This window comes from Phormidesmis sp. 146-12, assembly GCF_052939495.1.
In genome coordinates, this window is the sequence record NZ_JBJPHS010000050.1 from 1 (window position 1) to 21,351 (window position 21,351).

Consider the following 21,351-nt stretch of genomic DNA (forward strand, 5'->3'; position numbering starts at 1 on the left):
TGACAGGGATGACAACAAATATTAAAAAGCGCTCAAATGACCTTTAGAGGGCTGGTACCTACTCCTAACCTGGAGACTGTAAAGAAAAATCTTCAGTATATTGCCCAAATAGTTGGTCAAGAAGAGAAGGCAAAGGAAGTTCTTGTTCAATATCAAAAGCGTATTAAGGAGTTGCAAGAGCATCTAGGAGACCAATTACAGCAAACTGAGGTTTCCGTCATTATCTATGGAGATAGTTTTATTGGAGGACTTCTTGACAAACGCGGTATCGGTGTAGCGACTCAAGTTCTAACTGATATTGGTCTCCGCCAGAACCTCACAATGCACGATAGTTTTAACCTCAGTATTGAAACAATTGATGAATTTGATGCTGATGTTCTATTTATTGCTGACGCTCATGTTGACAAGAAAACACCAGATTTTTATTTCCAAAATTCCTTAATTAACAGTTTAGAGGCAGTCAAAAATGGTCGAGTCTACATTGTTGATCAAGAAGCTTGGCGAGTACAGGGTATGTCAGGAGCGAATAAGATATTAGATGACCTCGAAAAATACCTTGTTAATACGCCCTAGTAAGAAACTGTCACCTATACGAGCGAGCAACATTGGTACAGAGATCGCACCCCTGCGATGCCCCTTCCACAAGCTTCGTCGATCGCGCTTCACCTGAACAGCGATCGCGCTCTGATGGTTGATCGCTGAATGGTTTTTGCGATCGCTCTATCATTTCTCAAAACGTCGATCGCTTAATGATTTAGTGCGGTTCCTGCGGAGTTGCGCTTTGCGCTAATCGCTCCTCTAATTTTGTTCTATCAGCCAAGCTTCTAAATTTGCAACATTGGAAAAATCAAGTAATGCTTCCCCTAATGATTCGAGTTGATCTACCGATAATGCCGAAACGCGATCGCATTCGCACCACCACCAAAAATCCCATCCTCAGATTTCTATTTGTCGCGTTAGCCTTTATTCTGGTGAATTTGTGGGTCTATTTGCTCCGGTGTTTCATCTCTCACCCAAGACTAGGCGGGCAGAGGGTTTTTCAGACTTTGTTTCCCCTCAAAACCATGCTGAACTTCCTCGCTCACGCGGTGGAACGACGATTTCCCTTGATTACAGCCATTTATTTGCCTGTTTCGGGTTGACTTTGCGATCTACTGAGGTTACTTTGCCACTCTGAGAAGAAGGTCGGGTCATCCAGCACTTGACGCAGATTAAACTGATCTTCAACCTCACTGAGCGTTGGTTCATTTGCCTGGACGATCTGAGTCATAAAAGGCAATGCGGAATAGGCTCCAACTATAAAAGTTTCGGGTGAGCGGCGATCGTGATCACGAAAAAAGTGCGTCACCTGAGCAACGCACTGAATGTTTAACGTCGAGAGAGTTCTAACCTTTGAAATCTTTGAGCCAGTCGCGAAGCTGGTCGGCCGCTACATCTCTTCCACCCAGGCCAAAGGCGAGAGCAATCGCAACGGCGATCGCGCCTAACAACAGTCCAAACGCCAGATTCACAATATTAGGGGCAATCCCTGCTTGTTGAAGTGCCATCGCTGCCACCAGTGCAATAATTGCGATTCGAGCCGTCTGACCCAAAAACTTTGATTGACGACTTCCCGAACTAGTAATCAGGCTGTAAGCCAAGTTTGCCAAATACAAGCCCACCGCGAACACCGCCAACCCAACCAGAAGGCGACCAAAAATCGCCAGCAGCCCCGTAATGATCAGCGTCAAGGCAGGTAGATTGAGAACATCAGCCGCCGGGACGGTTGCGAAGAGCAAAATACCCACCAGCACGACCACACCCGCAATTTCAGAAGGCGTGCGCGTAGACGACGGAGTATCCGACGCTTGAAGCAGCGTTTCACCCGTCTGAAACTCAGTGTCATACTCGGTCGGGGGAACTTGAGGCGTATGGGGAGCCGCTTGCAGCCCTAACCAGTAAAAGACGTTGTTGAAACCAACACTGGCGAGAATGTTGCTTACCAAATCGGCGACAAACTTTCCGATCACATAGGCGATGGCTAGAATGATTGCTGCGGTAAAGATCTGCGGGATGGCGCTGAGAATTTGATTCAACATTGCCGTTGCGGGCCCAGAGATCGCGGGGATCTGTAAGGCATCTAAGGCAGCCGTAGCCGTTGGGATCAGAATTAAGACATAGACGATCGTGCCAATTAGCCAGGATAGCGATTGTCCGCCTCCAGTTCGGCTGAGACCGAGTTTTGCGCCAACCTGATCCGTTCCAGTAGCTGAGAGCAGATTGGTAACGATGCCCCTGACCACTCGTGCCACAAACCAGCCCACCACACCAATCAGAACCGCTTTGAGAATATTTGGGAGGGCACCCAGAATATCATTCAGCAAATTTTGAACAGGCTGAAGCGGCCCCTGCAAATCGAGAACGCCCAAAATTAGCGGCAAGAAAAACAGAAACACAAACCAGTAAAGCGCATTTCCCAGCGTTTCACTTAGCAAAAAGGGACTGGGGGCTAGTGGGTCAGCATCGTTCTGTTCGGCAATGCGCTCATCTAGTGAGAAAGACTGTGCTGTGCGAACTGCGACCGCCTTGGCCAGCGTTGCCACCACCCAAGCCACTCCAATCAAAATCGCGGCCGATCCTAGGCGAGGCAAGAACGCAAAAATCTGGTTGAGGAAATTGTTGAGCGGATGAGAAACCGTGGTCAGGTTGAGCGCATTCAGGGCAGCGACGACTGCCAATATCATAATGATCCAGAAGGCGATCGCGGCTCCGATTTGTTCGGTGTTAACTGCGCTGCGAGTCCGCCCACCAGAAACCCACCCCGCCAGACGATTGTCTAAATCTGTTTTTTTGAGCAGATTGCGAACCACACTGGAAACAATGCCCGCTACCAGCCAGCCAATCAGCAAAATTGCCAGCGCCCCCAACAACTGGAGGACAATGTTCATCAGATTGCTTTGTTGGAGATAGGGGATCGGCGAGAAATCAGTACCAGCTTGTGCCAAAACGCGATCGGGCATCCACGTTTGCACCCCAGTTAGCTGACCAAGACTGTGCCAAATTTCGTTCATGGTTGTCTAGTTAACCTCATTTATTTAATCAAGCAAGACGCGCAATTCACTTCATCAATGAAACATGCGTCTAGAATCAGGTCGGAAAGCGGTCAGTACTATGTATAAATCAGCTTACGTGTTCCTATCTAGAGCGCGTAGAGTCAGCAACCTGCGACTAGAGAAAAGTACGGTTGCCTCATCAGATTACTGGTAACTCCCTAAACTGAAAAGACTTCAGAAATACTATTTTGAAGTTTTGGTAAATTACCATAAAGTTTTAGAAGAGTTCACAGCATTCAAATCTTTAGAGCAGCGGTAGATATCCTTAGCTTTGTGAGAATTGAATGTCACAAGCACTGCATAACATCGCAGGTTCCTACCGACTAATCTTCGTTCTAAAGAGATATTTTTTAGAATTCACTAGTTAGTTTCTTTGACCACCAGTTAACATGTCATCCCAAATCTTTGAGCAATCGATTCAAATTAATGCGAGTGCGATCGTGGTTGAGCGCTGTATTACTGATCAAGTTTTGATGCACCGTTGGCTTAATCCCGCTCTGCGATGCGAACCTGTGGGCGATTGGTCTACCGATTTGGGCAGCCGCAGCCGATTTGTGATCCAGGTTCCGGTTTTGCAGCCGACGCTTAAGAGTGTGGTAGTTGAGCGAGAGCCAGGGCTTGTGGTTTGGGAGTTTCAGGGTTTTTTTAAGGGGCGCGATCGCTGGGAGTGTAAGCCAGAAGCGCGAGGCACTCGTTTGGTAAATCGGTTTGAATTTGAGATTCCGAATCCGATCGTCCGCTTTGGGTTTGATACTTTTGCCGCTAAGTTGACGCGAGAAGATATGCAGGCTCAACTGCGACGGCTCAAGCGAGTGGCTGAGGAAGTTTATCAAAGTGTAAGCTAGGATGCTGACAATTATCGGTTACTCATCCGATTTAATAGTTGCTGAATCACATCGCGATCGTCAGCTTTCGGCATCATTTCTAAATACAGTTCTAAATCTTGTCGAGCCTCAATCCAGCGGTTGGTACGAAAGTAGAGAATGCCACGATCGCGCAGTTCTAGAGCCGCGTTGGGAAACAGTAAAAGGATACGTTCGATCGCAGCTAAGGCAGATTCAATTTGATTTTTATTAAGATAAATTGCTTTGAGATTAGTCAACATTCGGGCTAAAAGCTGTCGATTACTAATGGTTTCTAAAAACTGAGGCTGCATCTCAACAGGCTGACCAAAAAGTTGACTTAAGCGGTCTTGACAGTCTTGAGGAAATAGAATTTCGCCTTGAGTAAACGGATCTACAAAGACTTCCATTTCTTCTTGATCAGGGCGAATCAGAAAATGTCCGGGCATCCCAATTCCCACCATTGGAAAATCGATTCTTTGAGCGATCGCTAGATAAACAACAGATAAAGTGATTGGAATCCCTGTGCGGCGATCAAGTACATCATTCAAGAAACTGTTGCGGGGATCATAATAGTCTGTTGTGTTGCCGACAAACTTTAGCTCATCAAACAGATAGCGATTGATGGTTTGCAGGGTTTTGAGCGGATAAGGTTCCAACGGAAGGCGTTTACGAATTTCTTCAGCAATGTCATCTAATCGGGTGAGATAGCGATCGACCTCTAAAGTTGGATATTCTTCTTGTGCGATATGAAGGGCTGCTTTTTCCAGAATAATATGTTCATCGAGTTGACGCACTTCTTGATAAAACTGTTGGCGAGCGAGGGAAAATTCCATTGTTTCAGTGGGAGGTTCTCTTTCTAGATTATCAACTTCTATCTATGAGAAAAAGCTATTTTTTATAATCTTCTCCGGAGCCGTATTTCCAGGCTTGAATCCAACGATTCCAATAATATTGTTGAATTGGTAATAAATTTTTTGTCCAGGGTGTCAAAGTTTTGCCAAATGGATAAAGCAATGAATAGGTTGCCAAACTACTGAAGTGTTTGGCCCAATCCAATAATGTCAAAATACCAACTTGTGGAATGATTTTAAGCACCAGTTTGGGATGAGAAAGTCCTGTCTTCATTAAGGTTTGAAGTAGGGGAATAAACTGGACAACATCTTGTAGAAAAGGTTTGAGAACGGGATCTCCTAACTGCTGCATTTCTTGAAAGACGATCGCCAGCAATTCATTGATTTGATTGGGTTCAATCTTTTGGTCAACGCCTACGCTCATCGCTCGCTGAAAGAGCCAGGTTACTGTGAGATTTGGCTGATAGGGCTGTAGAGGGGCCAACCCATCTCGATGCAAAACATCAGTTTCCAACGCTTCATGAATCCCTTCTGTCAAACGTTTTAGATGGCGCACCATTGCCCCAAATCCTCCAAAACTCAGGGGAGACTGACTGCCGCTACTATCGCCAACAGGCAGAATACGATCCCATTTTGGCTTGAGGGGACTGTCACGATAGCAGGGAAAAAGTCCGAATAAAACGCGCTCAAATTGAAGCTGAGAGAGTTTAATCTTTTGGTATTCAGGTAATAGACGAAAGTACTCTTCAAACAGCGTTTCTAAAGAGATGCGATCGACTTCTGCATCCAAATAAGTAAACAGATAAGTTGTTCGACCGTCCCTAGCCGGAAAAGCTTCCCAAAAATATTGGCACTGATTTTGTATCGGTGTAAATGACACAATTAAATCACCCGACTTATTTTCAGGAAATCCTTTTGCACAACTGCCTACAACTAAACAGACTGCATCTGGTTTTTTGCCTTGTCTAGCTTGCCGCACGATCGGCGAAAAATGCCCCATCGCATCTAACATTAATCGGGCAGTAAATTCTTTTTGAATAGAAACGCCATTGGGATGCACAGTGACTTCTTGAAAGGGCGTATTTTCAAATAGCTTTCCACCTGAATTGCAAAATTTTTGTTTTAGGGTTTCTAGTAAGAAAACGGGATCGACTCCGTTGTTGAGCACATCTTTAGCAAAGACTTCAGAACCCCCTGAAAAGCTAACTCGAACGGGGTTAAATTGAGTAGCGATCGCGCTCTCTAATTCTTCTTCAGTCAGCAAACCTAACTCAACAAATACCTGAAGTTCTTGACGAGAAATATTCCATTCCTGCTCTCGTCCTCGCAAAATCCCCCGCTCTAATAAGGCAACTCGCCACCCTTTTTGAACCAGCGCCGCTCCGATCAAAATTCCTAATGTGCCGCCGCAGATAATGACATCATAATCAAGCGTTTCTAACCAAACACCACTTTCTTGAACCACCTGGGAAACAGCTAATCGATCTTCTCGAAGAGAACGCCACAATTCATCGGTGCGCCTCAATCCACTCAAGACATCGCCTGCAAGTTGCGAGAGAATTTGTTCGGTAAGAGTCATGGAAATTTAGTGACAGCCTTTTTCAAAAGTCTACCGTGACGCACGACTAAAGCAGGCCGCCGCATTTTGCCCCCCAAACCCAAAACTAAAATTTAAAACATTCTCAATCGAGGACGACCCTTTGTGACTAGCTTGAACGTGATTGACTTGAAGAGACCGCGCCTCTGTCACAAAGTCCAACTCAAATTCAGGCGATCTCAACCCCACACAGGGCGGCAATCTCTGCTCCCGCAGGGCCATCAAACAAAACGCAGCCCCCAAAGCGCCAGACGCTCCCAAAGTGTGACCCGTTGCTCCCTTAGTTGAACTGACCGGAACCCCTTGTGGAAAGAGAGTTTGGATCAAATGAGCTTCAGTGCGATCGTTAACTTGCGTCGAGGTTCCGTGAGCATGAATGTAATTAACTTTCTCAGGGTTCAAGCCACTTCTCTCTAAACAGTGCTGAATGGTGGCGATCGCGGTGCGTCTATCGAGGGCTGGCGCACTGACATGAAACCCATCTGCCGTCAGCCCAAATCCTCGAATTTGACCATAAACGCTGGCTCCTCGACAGCTTGCCAACTCCGCAGTTTCTAATACCAAAACGGCTCCCCCTTCACCAAGAACTAAGCCCTCCCGATCGCCATCAAAGGGATAGCAACCCGTTTGTGCCAATGCCCCCATGCGATCGAACCCAATCAGCGTCAAGGGCGTAATCGCAGCCTCCACCGCTCCCACAATCACTCGGTCACACTGCCCGGATTGAATCAGTTCATAGCCTTGAGCGATCGCCCAAATTCCAGTTGCACAGGCGGCCATCGGTGAAAAAACAGGAGCATGAGTTTTGAGCAGTCGAGCCGCCGCGATCGCAGCAGAATTAGGCAACGTTTCTAGCCAATTTTCTAGCAGCGTTGGGTTGGAGTGAGTCGTCAATTTTTCCCAAGCGGATTGATTGCCCCGACTCGACCCGATCACCACGCCACAATCTGCCAACGGCAAAGAAAGTCCAGCGTCTTGCAGCGCATCCCAGACGATTTGCTCAGTCAAGTCCACCAACCCAGCAGGATATTTGTCAATCAGTGCTAGAGGTTTTGGCGGCAGTTGTGGAAAGGGTTGATAAAGTTGAATACTCGATCGCCCTTTCAATAAACCACTCCAACTAGCTTCAAGATTTCCTAACGCTGAGACAAGTCCGATCCCAGTCACCACAACATCCATGTCTGAAGCTAACTTGTGAATGTAGTCAGTCTGATACGAATTCCCTAATTTGCTGGACAAAAGCGGCAAAGACGGTAGACCTCAGACTAAACTCGCTACAACAAAATCCCCAACTTCTTTGAGAAATCGGGGATCTATCTAAAGAGCCTCGCAAGTTTAGGACAGTCTGCCTTGATGCAAACCTGAAGCCGCTATGAGATTCCTAACCCTTCTTGAGCTTGTCTAATCCCTGGGTGACTTTGGCAGACTCAATGCGATCGCCCTGTTGAATCTTATCCACCACTTCCATTCCCTGCGTCACATAGCCAAAGACTGCATAGCTGCCATCCAAAAATTGCAGATCAGACAGGGCAAAGTAAAACTGAGAAGACGCTGAATCGGGAAACGCCGATCGTGCCATTGCTACCGCGCCACGAGTGTGTTTGAGCTTGGGTGCGCCAGAATCGAGAATCTTGCTGTAGACGATCGCATCACTTGTCTTCTCAGGCTTGATTTCTAAGGGAATATTACGAGCCTGTCCCGTTGCTGGATCAGTAAACCCGCCCGTCCCTAACTGCTCTAAAGGAAAATTAGGATTTTTGCCTTGGGGATCGCCACCCTGCACCACAAATGGCTGAGGTTCTCGCACGACTCGATGAAAGACTAAACCATCGTAAACCTTGCGATCGACCAGATCCACAAAATTGCCAGCCGTGACAGGGGCATCAGTCCCATCGACCTCGATTGTAATGGGCGACCCTTTCACCGTCATTACGACTGTCGCCTTCCCGTCTAGCCTGGGCACGCCTGCCGCTTGCGAAGTTGCCTGAACGCTTGGGATCGGAGAAGCTGCCGAAGGGGAAGCAGTTGGCGGAGCGGTCGGAGCCGAAGAATTTGCTTGTGAGCCGCATCCAGCGATCGCGAAGATGGCAACCGCCAACGTGGATAATAGCCAATTTCGGATTTTTGTCTGCATTTTTAGTTACCCTTCCAACAAAGTCACCTCAACATACTAAGCAAAAAGGCCCAGTTGCAACCAGGAATTAGCCCAGATCATTGTAAAAGTAAGTTTGAGGGTTAGGCATGTAGAGCTACAGTCCTTCTAGCGGCACACCCAAAAAGCGAGCCAGTTCCGCCGCCTGATTTTCTAATTCTGAGAGGGGCAGAGGTTCACCTACTCGCGTCAATGGGATATCACGCATTCCTTTAACCCGCAAATAAAGCGATCGCTTGGGGCTGATCCCTTCTCTCAGAGTGGCTTTTACAGCCTGCACATCCGATGCCTTAAAGTTCAACTCAATTTCGCGATTCTTCCCCGGAAATCCCCAGCGAAAGATCTTTACATCACCCGTCTGCTTGTTGAATTCGTTGTAGCCGCCTCCCAGATTCCAAATCACGGACAGCCACAGGTAAATTGCCAGTAGCGTGCCAGCCGCTCCATACAAGCCCATCGCCAAACCCTGCGGCACAAAGATCAGCGTCGTTGGGTCGGCAAAGGGCAGAAGGTTAATCTTTAAATAGCTAGAAATTCCTGCTAGGAGAAATCCGGTCGCACCGAGCGAAATAACCGTCGCCCACCAGTAATTGCTAAATCGTCGAGAACCCAAAATCTCTTTGCGTAAAATCAGGTTAGTAGGAGTTGTCTGTGCAGTCATAGGACATTCATTGCCTGAAGAAGAGATGACAAAATCAGAGTTGCAGCCGTTGACTGATAAGCTTTACAACAGATCGAGATGCAAAGCTGAGAAACAGGGGTCTAAAAAGTTGGCAATTCTAGAGCAACCTCTAAACCAGTATATTACGCCCCACATTCACCTCGGCAAAAGAATCGCGATCGACAGCACATGTTAAATCGTTAAGAGAAACAAAGCTTTATGACAATTAACCCTGAGCAAAAATACTCAAATAGTCATTTCGTCTCAGGAAGGCATGAATTTTCTTGAACTGCTGAAACCATTGGTATTTCTGATGTTTTCAGAAAATTTGATAAAAAGTTTGCTGAGATTTGACGTTTCGCTTTGTAAAATTTCTGATTTCTCTTATTATATGTAGACATATAAACGCGTTCACTCTAGAAAACTCGCATTTTAGTAAAGACTACGAGGGTTTAATTCATGACCATTGCAGTTGGACGCGCGCAACAACCGAGCAGAGGCATTTTTGATGCCCTGGACGACTGGTTGAAACGCGATCGCTTCGTCTTCATCGGCTGGTCTGGTCTTCTGTTGTTCCCCTGCGCCTTCATGGCTGTGGGGGGCTGGATGACCGGCACCACCTTCGTCACCTCCTGGTACACCCACGGACTCGCGTCCTCGTACCTCGAAGGCTGCAACTTTCTGACCGTTGCCGTCTCCACCCCTGCTGACAGTCTGGGACACTCCCTACTGCTGCTGTGGGGACCGGAAGCCCAAGGTGACCTGACCCGCTGGTTCCAAATCGGCGGACTGTGGTCATTCGTGGCGCTGCACGGAGCCTTCGGACTGATTGGCTTCTGCTTGCGTCAGCTAGAGATTGCCCGACTGGTGGGCATCCGACCCTACAACGCCATCGCCTTCACAGGACCGATCGCCGTGTTTGTGTCGGTGTTTTTGATGTACCCGTTGGGGCAATCGAGTTGGTTCTTCGCCCCCAGCTTTGGGGTGGCGGGCATCTTCCGCTTTATTCTGTTCATCCAGGGCTTCCACAACTTCACGTTGAATCCGTTCCACATGATGGGCGTGGCGGGCATCCTGGGTGGTGCGTTGCTCTGTGCGATTCACGGCGCAACCGTGGAGAACACGCTGTTTGAAGATGGCGAAAACGCCAACACCTTCCGGGCGTTCAACCCGACGCAGAGTGAAGAAACCTACTCAATGGTGACGGCAAACCGCTTCTGGTCACAGATCTTTGGGATTGCCTTCTCCAACAAGCGCTGGTTGCACTTCTTCATGCTGTTTGTGCCCGTGACGGGGTTGTGGATGGCCTCGGTGGGCATCATCGGTCTGGCGTTGAACTTGCGGGCGTATGATTTCGTCTCGCAGGAGCTACGGGCGGCTGAAGACCCAGAGTTTGAGACGTTCTACACCAAGAACATTCTGCTGAATGAGGGCATCCGCGCTTGGATGGCTACTCAAGATCAGCCTCACGAAAAATTTGTATTCCCCGAAGAGGTTCTGCCCCGTGGTAACGCTCTCTAATAATTCAACCATTGCGGGTAATCGCGACCAGGAATCTTCAGGATTTGCCTGGTGGTCTGGAAATGCCCGCCTCATCAATCTCTCTGGTAAGTTGCTGGGTGCTCACGTTGCCCACGCTGGTCTGATCGTTTTCTGGGCTGGAGCAATGACTTTGTTTGAAGTCGCTCACTTCATCCCTGAAAAGCCGATGTACGAGCAAGGTCTGATTCTTCTGCCTCACTTGGCTTCTCAAGGTTGGGGCGTGGGCCCTGGCGGCGAAGTCATTGACATCTTTCCTTACTTTGTGGTCGGTGTTCTGCACCTGATCTCTTCTGCGGTTCTTGGGTTTGGTGGTATTTACCACGCAGTTCGCGGCCCTGAAACTCTGGAGGAATACTCCAGTTTCTTCGGCTACGACTGGAAAGACAAAAACCAAATGACCAACATCATTGGCTACCACCTGATCCTTTTGGGCGTGGGTGCGCTGTTGTTGGTTGCTAAGGCGATGGCTTTTGGTGGTCTGTATGACACCTGGGCACCTGGTGGTGGTGACGTTCGTGTGGTCACGAATCCGACTCTCAACCCTGCAATCATCTTCGGCTACTTGCTGAAGTCTCCCTTTGGTGGCGACGGCTGGATCGTCAGCGTTGACAACCTGGAAGATATTGTCGGCGGTCACATTTGGGTTGGACTCATCTGCATCGCAGGTGGACTGTGGCACATCTTCACCAAGCCTTTTGGTTGGGCGCGTCGCGCCTTTGTCTGGTCAGGTGAGGCTTATCTCTCCTACAGTATCGGTGCGTTGTCTTTGATGAGCTTTATTGCTTCCACGTTTGTTTGGTTCAACAACACGGCTTATCCGAGTGAATTCTACGGCCCTACTGGCCCTGAAGCGTCTCAGGCTCAAGCCATGACCTTCTTGATTCGTGACCAAAGACTGGGTGCGAACGTGGGTTCTGCTCAAGGCCCGACAGGTTTGGGTAAATACCTGATGCGTTCTCCGACAGGTGAAATCATTTTTGGTGGAGAAACGATGCGCTTCTGGGATTTCCGTGGCCCCTGGTTGGAGCCTCTGCGTGGGCCGAATGGACTTGATTTGAACAAGATCAAGAATGACATTCAACCCTGGCAGACTCGCCGTGCGGCTGAGTACATGACTCACGCTCCTCTGGGTTCAATCAACTCTGTTGGAGGTGTGGCGACAGAAATTAACTCCTTTAACTATGTGTCTCCTCGCGCCTGGCTGGCAGCCTTCCACTTTGTGATGGGCTTCTTCTTCCTGGTTGGACACCTTTGGCACGCAGGTCGCGCTCGGGCAGCGGCCGCTGGCTTTGAGAAAGGAATCGATCGCGAGTCGGAACCCGTACTCGCAATGCCTAACCTCGACTAATTGAGTCAGGTACTGAATAAAACTAGGGCCTCTGCACTTGATCGCAGGGGCCTTTTTCTATGGCATTCAATCTTCTGGTATCAAGCCTTCTCGCTCAATTTTGGATCTAACTCTGATAGAGAGTTGCGCTCGTCTCTAGAGAAGTCTTTGAGTATCGTGCTTACTCGTCACTTGGATTCGGCAATCGCTTCTTTGCAGCTTCGATTTCGTCCAGACGTTCCTCAATTAGCTGCCGCAATTTCTGGGCCATTGATAGCTTTTCCCACAGATGGTTTTCTGCGTAAGCGTTTACAAGACGCTCTCGAAGTCCTTCAATATCTACGCTCTGACGATCGGGCACAAATTTACTCTGTCTTTCTACGGGGCTATTCATAGATTAACTTCCTGTAGACAGTACGTTTTAATGCGTTTCATACATTATGCAGCGTTGCATTACTTATTGCTGCTAGTTGCAGCATTTTAGGTAGAGTGATACAGTAACGCTCAAGAAGTTTTTAGAGTGAATTATGAATCAACCAAGTTTCAGGGACGTGTATCGCCTCTATCTGATCGTGGCTGACTTTCCCGAAGAATTGCCCAGGGTGACTGGGCGCGCCTGCCACAAAATTGATGCGGATGATCATGTGCGGTTTCTCAAGCGAAAGGCAGGGCAGGGCAACTTTTATGTGGCATTTGACCTGGAGCCGCAAAAATTGAATCGAGATCCGGTTTCGTGCTGAAGCGATCGCGATTAGAAATCAAACGATCAGGCTTGAAGCGCGATCGTTCCACCTCAGAACTCGGAACTTGTAGCTCAGAACTCGGAACTTGTAGCTCAGAACTTGGAACTTGTAGTTCAGAACTCGACCACTCGACCTCAGAACTCGAAACTTCCACTTCAAAACTCGGAACTTCCACTTCAGAACTCGATCACTCGACCTCAGAACTCGGAATTTGCACCTCAAAACTAGAACCGGGATGTTCTGAACTCGAAAATTGCAGTAAAGAGTTCTCTTTTTCGTATTTTTTGTGCTATCGCTGTATCAAACCCTGATGAGTTCGCCCAAATTCATCCCTCATCCCTCCTCCCTTCCCATGAAAGCCAGCGAAGTCCTTAGACGCTATGCCGCCGAAGAGCGAGATTTTCGCTGTGCCAGGTTGCGCGGGCAGTCGTTTAGAGGACAAAACCTCTCTGGTGCCGACTTTAGCGAGGCAGACATTCGAGGAACGGACTTCAGCAACGCCATTTTGAAAAAAGCAAGTTTCGTCGGAGCAAACGCAGGGCTACCCACTAACTGGAAGCTTGGATTTGCCATCCTCTTTTGTTTAGGGTTAATCATCAGTTTTGTGGTTGCATTCTCTTTTATTCATGGTGGATGGTTCCTTTGGCGATCGAACCTTGAACTCAACTGGCTTGCCATTGCTATCTTTGCCCTCGTCTCCGCTGTCATTGCTTATCAGGGTTTAGAAGCGGGGTTTGTGGTGATTGCGATCGTGATGGCGATCTCCCTACTGCTTATGGGGCTTTCAGCACTGACAGGCGGTGAAATCATCCCTTTTACAATTGTGATCGTCTTGCCAGTTGTGTTGTCTCTGGGGGGTTCTGATTTGGTGGCTGGTTCGATAGTCGTGGCAACCATTGAGCTAGGGGCAGCCATTGGCTTGCTTGTTGCACCCCTCTACGGAGCGACCATGCTGGCTGGAGCATTAGCCGGGAAACAGTTTGGCAGTACACCCGATGTTGTAGAAGTTCCTCTTGACGTGATCGTGCCCTTATTTGCGGCCTGGGCGATTGCCCAAACCCTCCTAGGGGGTTACATGGGATGGCACACCCTCAAGGGAAATGACAAGTTTGCTTTGATTTGGAAAACCTCACTCGTCCTCTCGACGATCGGCGGGACTTCCTTTCGCGGTGCAGATCTGACCGCCGCAAACTTTACCAGAGCGACACTCAAAAACACGAATTTTACGAATACCTGGGAAAAAGACGCTCACGGCAAGAAGCATCGAGAACGCAAAACTATTTTGGACTGGGTGTGCTGGCAAGATGCCAAACAACTCGATCGCGCCAGAGTTGGCAATTCCATTCTGACAAACCCGGCTGTGCGCGACTTGCTCATCACTCGCAACGGCTACCAGAAATCATACATTGATGCCAACCTGCGAGCCGCAAACCTGGATGGGGTCAACTTAGAACAAGCAAACCTGACTTGGGCAGATTTGACCTGCGCCACCCTACACTATGTCAACCTGAAGAACGCCAATCTGACTGAAAGCCTTGTTCTCAATGCCGACTTCAGGGGGGCGACCCTCACCGGAGCTTGTCTAGAAGCCTGGAACATCGACAGTCATGCCAACTTAGAGCAGGTAGATTGTCAACATGTGTATTTGTTGCGAAACGAGCAAGAACGCCGCCCCAGTAGCGGCAACTTTGCCCCCGGTGAATTCACCAAACTCTTTCAAGAAGTCCTGAACACCGTCGATCTGATTTTCCGCAACGGCATCGACTGGAAAGCCTTTGTCGTTGCTTTTAAGCAAGTGCAGGTCGAAAACGAAGAGACCCCGCTAGAAATCCAGAGCATTGAGAATAAAGGCGATGGCGTTGTGGTGGTGCGAGTCAGCGTCCCGCACAATGCCAATAAGCCAAAAATTCACAGTGAGTTTAACCAGCAATATGAACTTGCTCTCAAAGCGATCGAAGCCCGCTATCAAGCAGAACTGCAAGCCAAAGACAGCGACATTACCTACTACCGTCAGCAAAATACAGATATGTTAGGAGCCATTCGCTCACTGGCAAATCGACCAATCAGCATCATTAACGAGAACAAGCTTATGAGCAATAGCAGCGACCAAAGCCGCAACCTCAACGTCGGCGGCAACCTCAACGCCACAGGTTCCTCCTTCAACCTCGGTGAAATCAGCGGCAACCTCACCAACACCCTCAACCAGCTATCCGCCCACCCCCAAGCCGCCGAACTCGCAGACTTGCTCAAGCAGTTACAGCGCGCGATCGAGTCCGACCCCGACCTCACGCCCCCCGACAAAACCGAAGCCCTAGAGCAAATCGGCACTCTGGCAAAAGCCGGAGAAAACCCCCAAGACAGCACTCTCAAGAAACTCGCCGCCACTTCAGTCAAAATTTTGAAAGGGACAGTCGCCGCCCTTCCCAGCACCGCCACGATCGTCGAAGCCTGTAGTAAGCTGTTACCGCTGATCAGCAAAGCGTTAGGACTGGGCTGAGTGCCGCGATTAACGAATGGAACCGCAACTCAGAGACATTCAGCTATACACAACAGCCAGCGGCAAAGTGCCCTTCACACAATGGCTAGAAGCGCTGCGAGACATCAAAACTCAAACTATTATCAATAAAAGACTCGATCGCGTGCGTTTGGGCAATTTGGGCGATCATCGCTCTGTCGGCTCCGGTGTCTACGAGTTGCGGATTGACTACGGCTCAGGGTATCGCATCTACTTCAATCAGATTGAAACCACGATCGTCTTGTTACTCTGCGGTGGCGACAAAAGCACCCAAAACAGTGACATCCTCAAGGCAAAAGAATACTGGGAAGATTATGAACAACGTCAAAGCGCCCGTGAGTCATAGCTATCAGGACTATTTGATCTCGCGCCTGAGCGATCGCACCTACGCAGCGACCTATCTAGAGACACATCTTGAAGAAGCCACCGCTGAACCTGACGTACTGCATCTAGCGCTGCTAAATGTATCTGAGGCGCTGAGTCGATCACACCCATTGCTGCAAGCAGCCGACCATCAACAAAAGCTCGACGATTTACTAAGTCAACCGGGAAGTCAAGCCATCCAAAGTTTAGCGGACTGGTTAAATCAACTAGGACTGAAGCTAACGGTTGTCGCTCAACCGCCCACTTCTAACCTTAGTGAGATGGGCAGCACCCATTCGATCAATCCCCTGCATTCCACCTTTTGCCATGCCGAACTCGCAGACTTGCTCAAGCAGTTGCAGAGCGCGATCGAGTCTGACCCTGACCTCCCCAACAAAGGCAAAGCAACCGCCCTCGAACAAGTCAAAACTCTGGCAGAAGTGGCACAAAATCCTGATCAGACTGAGAAGAAAAGCCTGGGCACTCAGTCCGTTACGTTTCTCAAAAACGCAGCTTCGTTTCTCCCCGACACCGCCAAACTTGCAGAAGCTTGTACAAAACTACTGCCTCTGATCAGCAAAGCTCTAGGATTGGAATGAGTCATTAGGGAACTTCTGCGATCGAGTCCGGGGTGCTTGAGCCGTCACTCAATCTGTAACCTCTTCACCGACCTGTAACCTCTTCACCGACAATGAGGTTTGTTCCTACAGTCAAAAACCTACAGTCAAAAACCTATGGAAGTGATTCCCGCGATCGACCTGCTCAACGGTAAATGTGTCCGACTGTATCAGGGCGACTACAACCAATCAGAAGTGTTCAATGACGACCCGGTTGCGGTAGCGCAGCAGTGGGCTGAGGAGGGGGCAACTCGGCTGCATTTGGTGGATCTAGATGGAGCCAAGGTAGGAAACCCGGTGAATTTGGCAGCGATCGCCGCGATCGTTCAAGCCGTAACGGTGCCTGTCGAAGTTGGGGGCGGACTGCGCGATCACTCCAGCGTTGCGGCTTTACTGGCGACGGGTGTCCGGTGGGCTATTTTGGGAACAGTTGCCGTCGAGAATCCTAAGCTTGTCGCTGAACTGTGTGGTGAATTTCCGGGGCAAATCATCGTCGGCATCGATGCCCGAAATGGAAAAGTGGCGACCAAAGGCTGGCTAGAAACTTCAGAAGTGTTGGCGACTGAGTTGGCAGAACGAATGGCCCAGTTGGGAGCCGCCGCCATTATCTACACCGACATTCATCGAGACGGAACTCTACAAGGGCCCAATCTGGCGGCGCTTCGAGAATTGGCTGCGGTAGTCGCGATTCCTGTCATTGCGTCGGGGGGAGTTAGCTCGGTAACGGATTTGCTGAGTTTGTTGGCGTTAGAACCGCAAGGGGTGACCGGAGCGATCGTCGGGCGTGCCATTTATACCGGAGACGTGTCCCTCAAGGAGGCGATTCGAGCAGTAGGACAGGGCCGCTGGCAGGACATTCCACCTGACTTTGGCTCATCTGCGATCGGCTAACCTGCCTGTAGAGTGAACAGTTTGATATTGAGCTTACAGAAATTTAGCCAAACGCTATATCTGCTGCTATCTTAGGGTGAAAGCAATTGAATAAGAGCAAGTCATCGTCACATGGGAATAACTTATCGGCGGGTTCTGCTGAAGATCAGTGGTGAAGCTCTGATGGGCGACCTGTCCTACGGGATTGACCCTGCTGTTGTCACGGGTATCGCCCAAGAGGTGTCAGAAATCGTGGCCAATGGAGTACAGGTGGCGATCGTAGTGGGCGGCGGCAATATTTTTCGAGGGGTCAAAGGGGCGGCGGCAGGCATGGATCGGGCCACCGCTGACTATATTGGCATGATCGCCACGGTGATGAATGCCATGACCCTGCAAGACGCGCTAGAACAATTGGGAGTACAGACACGAGTGCAGACTGCGATCGCCATGCAAGAAGTCGCAGAACCTTATATTCGTCGTCGGGCGATGCGTCACTTAGAGAAAGGTCGTGTAGTCGTGTTTGGGGCGGGGTCAGGTAACCCGTTCTTTACGACAGATACGACTGCTGCTCTGAGAGCCGCCGAAATCAATGCAGAAGTGCTGTTTAAGGGGACGAAAGTAGACGGCGTGTATGACGCAGATCCGACTCACAATCCTGACGCAAAACGCTTTCAAAGTCTGACTTATTCTCACGTTTTGACCCATGATTTGAAAGTGATGGACAGTACCGCCATCTCATTGTGTAAAGATAACAATATCCCCATTGTTGTTTTTGACATGTCAGTTCCCGGAAACGTAAAACGGGCAGTGATGGGAGAACCTATCGGAACGATTGTCGGAGGTTTTTGTGAAGTTTGCTGAAGTCGAAGACCATATGAAGAAGGCGATCGAAGCCGTTCAGCGGTCGTTTAATACAATTCGTACGGGTCGGGCTAGCACCAGTCTGCTAGACAAAATTTCGGTCGAATATTACGGGGTGCCTTCATCTCTTAAGTCTTTAGCCAATGTCAGTACGCCTGATTCGAGTACGATCCAGATTCAACCCTACGATCGCTCCAGTCTGTCGATTATTGAGAAAGCAATTTCGATGTCTGATTTGGGGTTGATGCCCAACAATGATGGCTCGGTGATTCGGCTCAATATTCCGCCGTTGACGAGCGATCGTCGTAAAGAGCTAGTCAAACTGGCCGCCAAATATGCAGAAGAAGGCAAAGTTTCGATCCGTAATATTCGCCGTGACGGAATTGATACGGTGAAAAAACAGGAAAAAGACAAAGAGATTTCTGAAGACGAAGCCAGAGATTTGCAGGACAAAATTCAAAAACTCACTGACAAATACATTGCTGAAACTGAAAAGGTTTTAGCGCAAAAAGAAAAGGATATTACGACTGTTTAATTCTTCCAGCTTCGTTAGAAATTTGATGGAGGCGATCCGTTCTTTGGGTCGTCTTTATTTTATGGGTTCTCCCCAGTATGTAACATAAGATCGGAGAATTTTTTAGAGGTAGAAGTTATTCTTCCAACATCTGAGCAAGGAGTGATATGTATTATCTTGTGCCAGTCTCTAACTGACTGCTTTCGCTCTATTGAGGTTTTGCGCCTAGACAAGCGGGATGGCTCAATCTTCATTTTTGCTGGAGAAGAACTTCAGATTCAAGTTAGTCGCAATGGGCTGTGGAGATTTATTGCATGAAGCCAGATTTTAAACTGATGAGTAAGTCCGAATTACGAGCTTATGTGCTTAAACATCGAGGCGATCGCGAGGCGTTTTATAACCTAGTCGATCGTTTGAAAGACGACAATCAAAATACACAGTGGAATCCCTTTCCTCAAACACCAGAAGATTTAGCAGCGATCGAGGAAGCTATTCACAATCAAATTAGAAAGATAGAAGAATCTTAGAAATTTTCAAAGAGGTTCAACAAAATCACGATGCAGGAAAACTTTATCTATGTGGTGACTGATGATAGTTCTGAATTGGCTCCACTAGAGGGGCAGAGAGGTTGGCGAGAAGAAGTCCAGCAGCGCGTGGCGGGTCTCAAAGAAGTGAAGCTGAATGTTACAGAACTAGAGAAAAAGATGGCAGCCTTTTTGCAAGTTGTTGGACGATTGTTTCAGCAAGCAGAGCAGCAGGCGCTTACAGAGCAATCATCAGAAAAGATATCTGGGATGCAATTAGCTGAAGTTGAGTTGTCTGTAGAGATCAGTGGAGAGGGAGAGATTAAACTAGTAGCAGGAGGAAAAGCGACTGGCAAAGGCGCAATCAAAATGAAGTTTACGCGCATTGCTTCAGAATAAATGGCTAAGAACTGGGCGATCGTAATCGGCATTAATCAGTATCGCTTTCTGCAACCGCTCAGGTACGCTAAGCGAGACGCTGAGTTGATGCAAAATTTCTTGTTGAACGATGCTGGATTCGATCGTGTTTTCTTCTTCTCTGATGATTCCTCTCCACTTGGCGATAAATCCACCGAACCCTTCCGAACAAACCTGCTGCGGGTAATGCGACAAATCTTTGAGCAGCCATTTATGGGAGCAGGCGACAACTTTTGGTTTTTCTTCAGTGGTCACGGAATTCGTTATGACGATCGTGATTATTTGATGCCTTTGGATGGCGACTCAGAAGATGTGGAGAATACGGGGATTGCGACCCATGATATTACCGATCGCTTACGTCGCTGTGGCGCAGACAATATTGTGATGATGCTGGATGCGTGTCGCAACGACAGCAAAAAGAGTGGTCAAGGCATTGGTCGCCAAACAGAAGAAGAGGCACGGCGTACAGGTGTCATTAGTATTTTCTCGTGCAGTCCTGACCAGTATTCTTACGAAATCGAAGCAATTCAACAAGGGGCATTTACAGCAGCGTTGCTCGAAGGATTGGGAATTCGGGGTCGATGTGCCACGGTTGAGCGATTAAATCAATATCTTGAAAATCGTGTTCCAGAAATTGTTCGGCAACATCACAGCAAAGCACAGCAAACGCCTTACACCATTGCAGAACCGATCGGGCGATCGAATCTGATCCTGATTCCGAAACACGCAGACTTCTCCGATATTGCAACCCTAAAAAATGACGCTTATCAAGCAGAAGTTAGTCAAAACGTGGCATTGGCAGAACAACTTTGGATTCGAGTTCTAGCAGCAGCATCTGGGCAGGATATGGATGCAGTAAGGGCACTACAGAGAATTGAACGATCACGGTTGGGAAATACTGATCAATCATATGTAGTTGACCAAACACAAACAGGTTCTGTTAAAGGCGAAAATTCTGGAACTTTGCCTCTCCTGGTTTTTCAAGCCGTTCGCAGAAGCATTAATCGAGCAATTGAAGCAACTCCCGGCTATCTTATTGGATCAATCCTTCTGCTGATAGCGGTACTGTGGATAAGAAAAACAGGAGGTGCTTTTTCGTTTAACCAAACCACTCCACCTGTTGGTCAAGTACCCACTCCCGTAATTTCTGAGCGACCCACTTCTGGTCAAACTCCAGATGACCGTCTTTCGTTTCAAACTCCGAGTATTTCTTCTTCTCTTCAATCATTTGAAGTCAATGACTTAACAGCATTTGCGATTAAAAATTTCAGCCAAGGCAATCTTCAGACTGGCAATCAAGCTGTAGAAGCGTTACTCGATCGTGGAGCTATCACCGCCGCCGAAACAGCCTTTGCTTCTGTTCCTGCTAATCAACGCGACATACCAGAGATTAATTTTCTACACGGCAGAATCGCCTGGCAATCAATCGCTCGTGGCAACCGCAACTATGATCCGGGAGATCCGCGCCGTTATTGGGAAGCCGCCACCCAAGGCAAGCCTGATCCGCTTTACTTTAATGCCCTGGGCTTTGCTTACTATGCAGAAGGAAATTTGCAAAGGGCAACAGATGCCTGGTTTCAATCACTCAAGTTAAGCGAAGAACAGAAAAAGAATGGTGCCCCTTCTCAAGATGTGCTGACAGCCTATGCGGGTTTGGCGCTGGCTTCTCTCAAATCTGCCTCCAGTCAGCCTCCCGCTCAAAAAGTTAGACTTCGAGGTGAAGCGGTGAAACTGCGCGATCGCGTCAATAAATCCTCCCCCGATAGCTTCCTACCCGGAACACTCTATCGAAACTGGCTCTGGACTGAAGCTGCGATCGCAGACTGGAAAGCATTACAGGCAATAAAGTAGCGCGTGAAA

At 48.6% G+C, this 21,351-nt stretch carries 24 protein-coding genes and 1 pseudogene; 16 read left to right on the top strand and 9 right to left on the bottom strand.

The window, feature by feature from the left end; genetic code table 11:
- The first annotated feature begins 36 nt into the window (after positions 1-36).
- Positions 37-573 (top strand): ABC transporter substrate-binding protein, encoded by a 537-nt coding sequence (locus ACKFKF_RS19960; RefSeq protein ID WP_446869320.1) that lies wholly within the window; start codon positions 37-39, stop codon positions 571-573.
- A 225-nt stretch (positions 574-798) separates the two neighbouring features.
- Here ACKFKF_RS19960 and ACKFKF_RS19965 read toward each other — a convergent pair.
- Positions 799-864, bottom strand: a pseudogene (locus ACKFKF_RS19965) (DUF4351 domain-containing protein); the annotation flags it as partial.
- A gap of 26 nt (positions 865-890) precedes the next feature.
- Here ACKFKF_RS19965 and ACKFKF_RS19970 point away from each other — a divergent pair.
- Positions 891-1,142 carry a hypothetical protein gene (locus ACKFKF_RS19970; RefSeq protein ID WP_446869321.1) on the top strand — a complete coding sequence of 84 codons (252 nt, stop codon included), beginning with the start codon at positions 891-893 and terminating at the stop codon, positions 1,140-1,142.
- Here the strand turns inward: ACKFKF_RS19970 and ACKFKF_RS19975 are convergent.
- Entirely contained in the window at positions 1,121-1,270 is a 150-nt protein-coding gene (locus tag ACKFKF_RS19975; RefSeq protein ID WP_446869322.1) for a hypothetical protein, read from the bottom strand. The two genes, ACKFKF_RS19970 and ACKFKF_RS19975, sit on opposite strands and share 22 nt — an antisense overlap.
- Positions 1,271-1,385: 115 nt before the next feature.
- The gene (locus ACKFKF_RS19980) at positions 1,386-3,050 is read right to left on the bottom strand and encodes a mechanosensitive ion channel (RefSeq protein WP_446869323.1); all 1,665 of its coding nucleotides are present in this window, start codon (positions 3,048-3,050) and stop codon (positions 1,386-1,388) included.
- 431 nt (positions 3,051-3,481) lie between these two features.
- Between ACKFKF_RS19980 and ACKFKF_RS19985 the strand changes: the two genes are divergently transcribed.
- Positions 3,482-3,937, top strand: a complete 456-nt coding sequence (locus ACKFKF_RS19985; protein ID WP_446861949.1) for an SRPBCC family protein — start codon at positions 3,482-3,484, stop codon at positions 3,935-3,937.
- Positions 3,938-3,948: 11 nt separating this feature from the next.
- Here the strand turns inward: ACKFKF_RS19985 and ACKFKF_RS19990 are convergent, their stop codons facing one another.
- From ACKFKF_RS19990 to ACKFKF_RS20010, 5 genes are all read right to left on the bottom strand, one after another.
- A complete protein-coding gene (locus ACKFKF_RS19990) occupies positions 3,949-4,770 on the bottom strand; it encodes a SirB1 family protein (protein ID WP_446869324.1) in 822 nt (273 codons plus the stop codon).
- A 55-nt stretch (positions 4,771-4,825) separates the two neighbouring features.
- Positions 4,826-6,367, bottom strand: a complete 1,542-nt coding sequence (locus tag ACKFKF_RS19995; protein ID WP_446869325.1) for an FAD-dependent oxidoreductase — start codon at positions 6,365-6,367, stop codon at positions 4,826-4,828.
- A gap of 30 nt (positions 6,368-6,397) precedes the next feature.
- Positions 6,398-7,624 (bottom strand): beta-ketoacyl-ACP synthase, encoded by a 1,227-nt coding sequence (locus tag ACKFKF_RS20000; protein ID WP_446869326.1) that lies wholly within the window; start codon positions 7,622-7,624, stop codon positions 6,398-6,400.
- A gap of 142 nt (positions 7,625-7,766) precedes the next feature.
- Positions 7,767-8,519, bottom strand: coding sequence for a peptidylprolyl isomerase (locus ACKFKF_RS20005; RefSeq protein WP_446861945.1), 753 nt, complete (start codon positions 8,517-8,519; stop codon positions 7,767-7,769).
- A gap of 115 nt (positions 8,520-8,634) precedes the next feature.
- Positions 8,635-9,198 (bottom strand): photosystem I assembly protein Ycf4, encoded by a 564-nt coding sequence (locus ACKFKF_RS20010; protein WP_446869327.1) that lies wholly within the window; start codon positions 9,196-9,198, stop codon positions 8,635-8,637.
- A 459-nt stretch (positions 9,199-9,657) separates the two neighbouring features.
- Between ACKFKF_RS20010 and psbD the strand changes: the two genes are divergently transcribed.
- On the top strand, positions 9,658-10,719 hold the full coding sequence (psbD, locus tag ACKFKF_RS20015; protein WP_446861943.1) for a photosystem II D2 protein (photosystem q(a) protein): 1,062 nt from the start codon (positions 9,658-9,660) through the stop codon (positions 10,717-10,719).
- The gene (gene psbC / locus ACKFKF_RS20020; RefSeq protein ID WP_446869328.1) at positions 10,703-12,088 is read left to right on the top strand and encodes a photosystem II reaction center protein CP43; all 1,386 of its coding nucleotides are present in this window, start codon (positions 10,703-10,705) and stop codon (positions 12,086-12,088) included. Before psbD ends, psbC begins: the two co-directional genes overlap by 17 nt.
- A gap of 160 nt (positions 12,089-12,248) precedes the next feature.
- Here the strand turns inward: psbC and ACKFKF_RS20025 are convergent, their stop codons facing one another.
- Positions 12,249-12,461 (bottom strand): hypothetical protein, encoded by a 213-nt coding sequence (locus ACKFKF_RS20025; protein WP_446861941.1) that lies wholly within the window; start codon positions 12,459-12,461, stop codon positions 12,249-12,251.
- Positions 12,462-12,594: 133 nt separating this feature from the next.
- Between ACKFKF_RS20025 and ACKFKF_RS20030 the strand changes: the two genes are divergently transcribed.
- The 11 genes from ACKFKF_RS20030 (at position 12,595) to ACKFKF_RS20080 (ending at position 21,342) form a co-directional block, all read left to right on the top strand.
- The gene (locus ACKFKF_RS20030; protein WP_446869329.1) at positions 12,595-12,807 is read left to right on the top strand and encodes a hypothetical protein; all 213 of its coding nucleotides are present in this window, start codon (positions 12,595-12,597) and stop codon (positions 12,805-12,807) included.
- A gap of 355 nt (positions 12,808-13,162) precedes the next feature.
- A complete protein-coding gene (locus tag ACKFKF_RS20035; RefSeq protein ID WP_446869330.1) occupies positions 13,163-15,307 on the top strand; it encodes a pentapeptide repeat-containing protein in 2,145 nt (714 codons plus the stop codon).
- Positions 15,308-15,323: 16 nt separating this feature from the next.
- The gene (locus tag ACKFKF_RS20040) at positions 15,324-15,671 is read left to right on the top strand and encodes a type II toxin-antitoxin system RelE/ParE family toxin (protein WP_446869331.1); all 348 of its coding nucleotides are present in this window, start codon (positions 15,324-15,326) and stop codon (positions 15,669-15,671) included.
- Complete coding sequence (locus ACKFKF_RS20045) at positions 15,640-16,287, top strand: hypothetical protein (protein ID WP_446869332.1); 648 nt, start codon at positions 15,640-15,642, stop codon at positions 16,285-16,287. Before ACKFKF_RS20040 ends, ACKFKF_RS20045 begins: the two co-directional genes overlap by 32 nt.
- A gap of 135 nt (positions 16,288-16,422) precedes the next feature.
- Positions 16,423-17,196, top strand: a complete 774-nt coding sequence (hisA, locus tag ACKFKF_RS20050) for a 1-(5-phosphoribosyl)-5-[(5-phosphoribosylamino)methylideneamino]imidazole-4-carboxamide isomerase (protein WP_446869333.1) — start codon at positions 16,423-16,425, stop codon at positions 17,194-17,196.
- Between the two features lie 111 nt (positions 17,197-17,307).
- Positions 17,308-18,036, top strand: coding sequence for a UMP kinase (gene pyrH / locus ACKFKF_RS20055; protein ID WP_446861935.1), 729 nt, complete (start codon positions 17,308-17,310; stop codon positions 18,034-18,036).
- Positions 18,023-18,571, top strand: a complete 549-nt coding sequence (gene frr / locus ACKFKF_RS20060) for a ribosome recycling factor (RefSeq protein ID WP_446869334.1) — start codon at positions 18,023-18,025, stop codon at positions 18,569-18,571. Before pyrH ends, frr begins: the two co-directional genes overlap by 14 nt.
- A 117-nt stretch (positions 18,572-18,688) precedes the next feature.
- The gene (locus ACKFKF_RS20065; RefSeq protein WP_446869367.1) at positions 18,689-18,868 is read left to right on the top strand and encodes a DUF6888 family protein; all 180 of its coding nucleotides are present in this window, start codon (positions 18,689-18,691) and stop codon (positions 18,866-18,868) included.
- A complete protein-coding gene (locus ACKFKF_RS20070; protein WP_446869335.1) occupies positions 18,865-19,077 on the top strand; it encodes a DUF6887 family protein in 213 nt (70 codons plus the stop codon). Before ACKFKF_RS20065 ends, ACKFKF_RS20070 begins: the two co-directional genes overlap by 4 nt.
- Before the next feature lie 30 nt (positions 19,078-19,107).
- Entirely contained in the window at positions 19,108-19,473 is a 366-nt protein-coding gene (locus ACKFKF_RS20075; protein WP_446869336.1) for a Pepco domain-containing protein, read from the top strand.
- Positions 19,474-21,342, top strand: a complete 1,869-nt coding sequence (locus ACKFKF_RS20080) for a caspase family protein (protein ID WP_446869337.1) — start codon at positions 19,474-19,476, stop codon at positions 21,340-21,342.
- Positions 21,343-21,351 lie beyond the last annotated feature (9 nt).

Bases quoted from the DNA above. Each gene is read 5' to 3' on its own strand.
- ACKFKF_RS19960 (WP_446869320.1), top strand. From the start codon at position 37: ATGACCTTTAGAGGGCTGGTACCTACTCCTAACCTGGAGACTGTAAAG.
- ACKFKF_RS19970 (WP_446869321.1), top strand. From the start codon at position 891: ATGCCGAAACGCGATCGCATTCGCACCACCACCAAAAATCCCATCCTC.
- ACKFKF_RS19975 (WP_446869322.1), bottom strand. From the start codon at position 1,270: ATGACTCAGATCGTCCAGGCAAATGAACCAACGCTCAGTGAGGTTGAA.
- ACKFKF_RS19980 (WP_446869323.1), bottom strand. From the start codon at position 3,050: ATGAACGAAATTTGGCACAGTCTTGGTCAGCTAACTGGGGTGCAAACG.
- ACKFKF_RS19985 (WP_446861949.1), top strand. From the start codon at position 3,482: ATGTCATCCCAAATCTTTGAGCAATCGATTCAAATTAATGCGAGTGCG.
- ACKFKF_RS19990 (WP_446869324.1), bottom strand. From the start codon at position 4,770: ATGGAATTTTCCCTCGCTCGCCAACAGTTTTATCAAGAAGTGCGTCAA.
- ACKFKF_RS19995 (WP_446869325.1), bottom strand. From the start codon at position 6,367: ATGACTCTTACCGAACAAATTCTCTCGCAACTTGCAGGCGATGTCTTG.
- ACKFKF_RS20005 (WP_446861945.1), bottom strand. From the start codon at position 8,519: ATGCAGACAAAAATCCGAAATTGGCTATTATCCACGTTGGCGGTTGCC.
- ACKFKF_RS20010 (WP_446869327.1), bottom strand. From the start codon at position 9,198: ATGACTGCACAGACAACTCCTACTAACCTGATTTTACGCAAAGAGATT.
- psbD (WP_446861943.1), top strand. From the start codon at position 9,658: ATGACCATTGCAGTTGGACGCGCGCAACAACCGAGCAGAGGCATTTTT.
- ACKFKF_RS20025 (WP_446861941.1), bottom strand. From the start codon at position 12,461: ATGAATAGCCCCGTAGAAAGACAGAGTAAATTTGTGCCCGATCGTCAG.
- ACKFKF_RS20030 (WP_446869329.1), top strand. From the start codon at position 12,595: ATGAATCAACCAAGTTTCAGGGACGTGTATCGCCTCTATCTGATCGTG.
- ACKFKF_RS20035 (WP_446869330.1), top strand. From the start codon at position 13,163: ATGAAAGCCAGCGAAGTCCTTAGACGCTATGCCGCCGAAGAGCGAGAT.
- ACKFKF_RS20040 (WP_446869331.1), top strand. From the start codon at position 15,324: ATGGAACCGCAACTCAGAGACATTCAGCTATACACAACAGCCAGCGGC.
- ACKFKF_RS20045 (WP_446869332.1), top strand. From the start codon at position 15,640: ATGAACAACGTCAAAGCGCCCGTGAGTCATAGCTATCAGGACTATTTG.
- hisA (WP_446869333.1), top strand. From the start codon at position 16,423: ATGGAAGTGATTCCCGCGATCGACCTGCTCAACGGTAAATGTGTCCGA.
- pyrH (WP_446861935.1), top strand. From the start codon at position 17,308: ATGGGAATAACTTATCGGCGGGTTCTGCTGAAGATCAGTGGTGAAGCT.
- ACKFKF_RS20070 (WP_446869335.1), top strand. From the start codon at position 18,865: ATGAAGCCAGATTTTAAACTGATGAGTAAGTCCGAATTACGAGCTTAT.
- ACKFKF_RS20075 (WP_446869336.1), top strand. From the start codon at position 19,108: ATGCAGGAAAACTTTATCTATGTGGTGACTGATGATAGTTCTGAATTG.
- ACKFKF_RS20080 (WP_446869337.1), top strand. From the start codon at position 19,474: ATGGCTAAGAACTGGGCGATCGTAATCGGCATTAATCAGTATCGCTTT.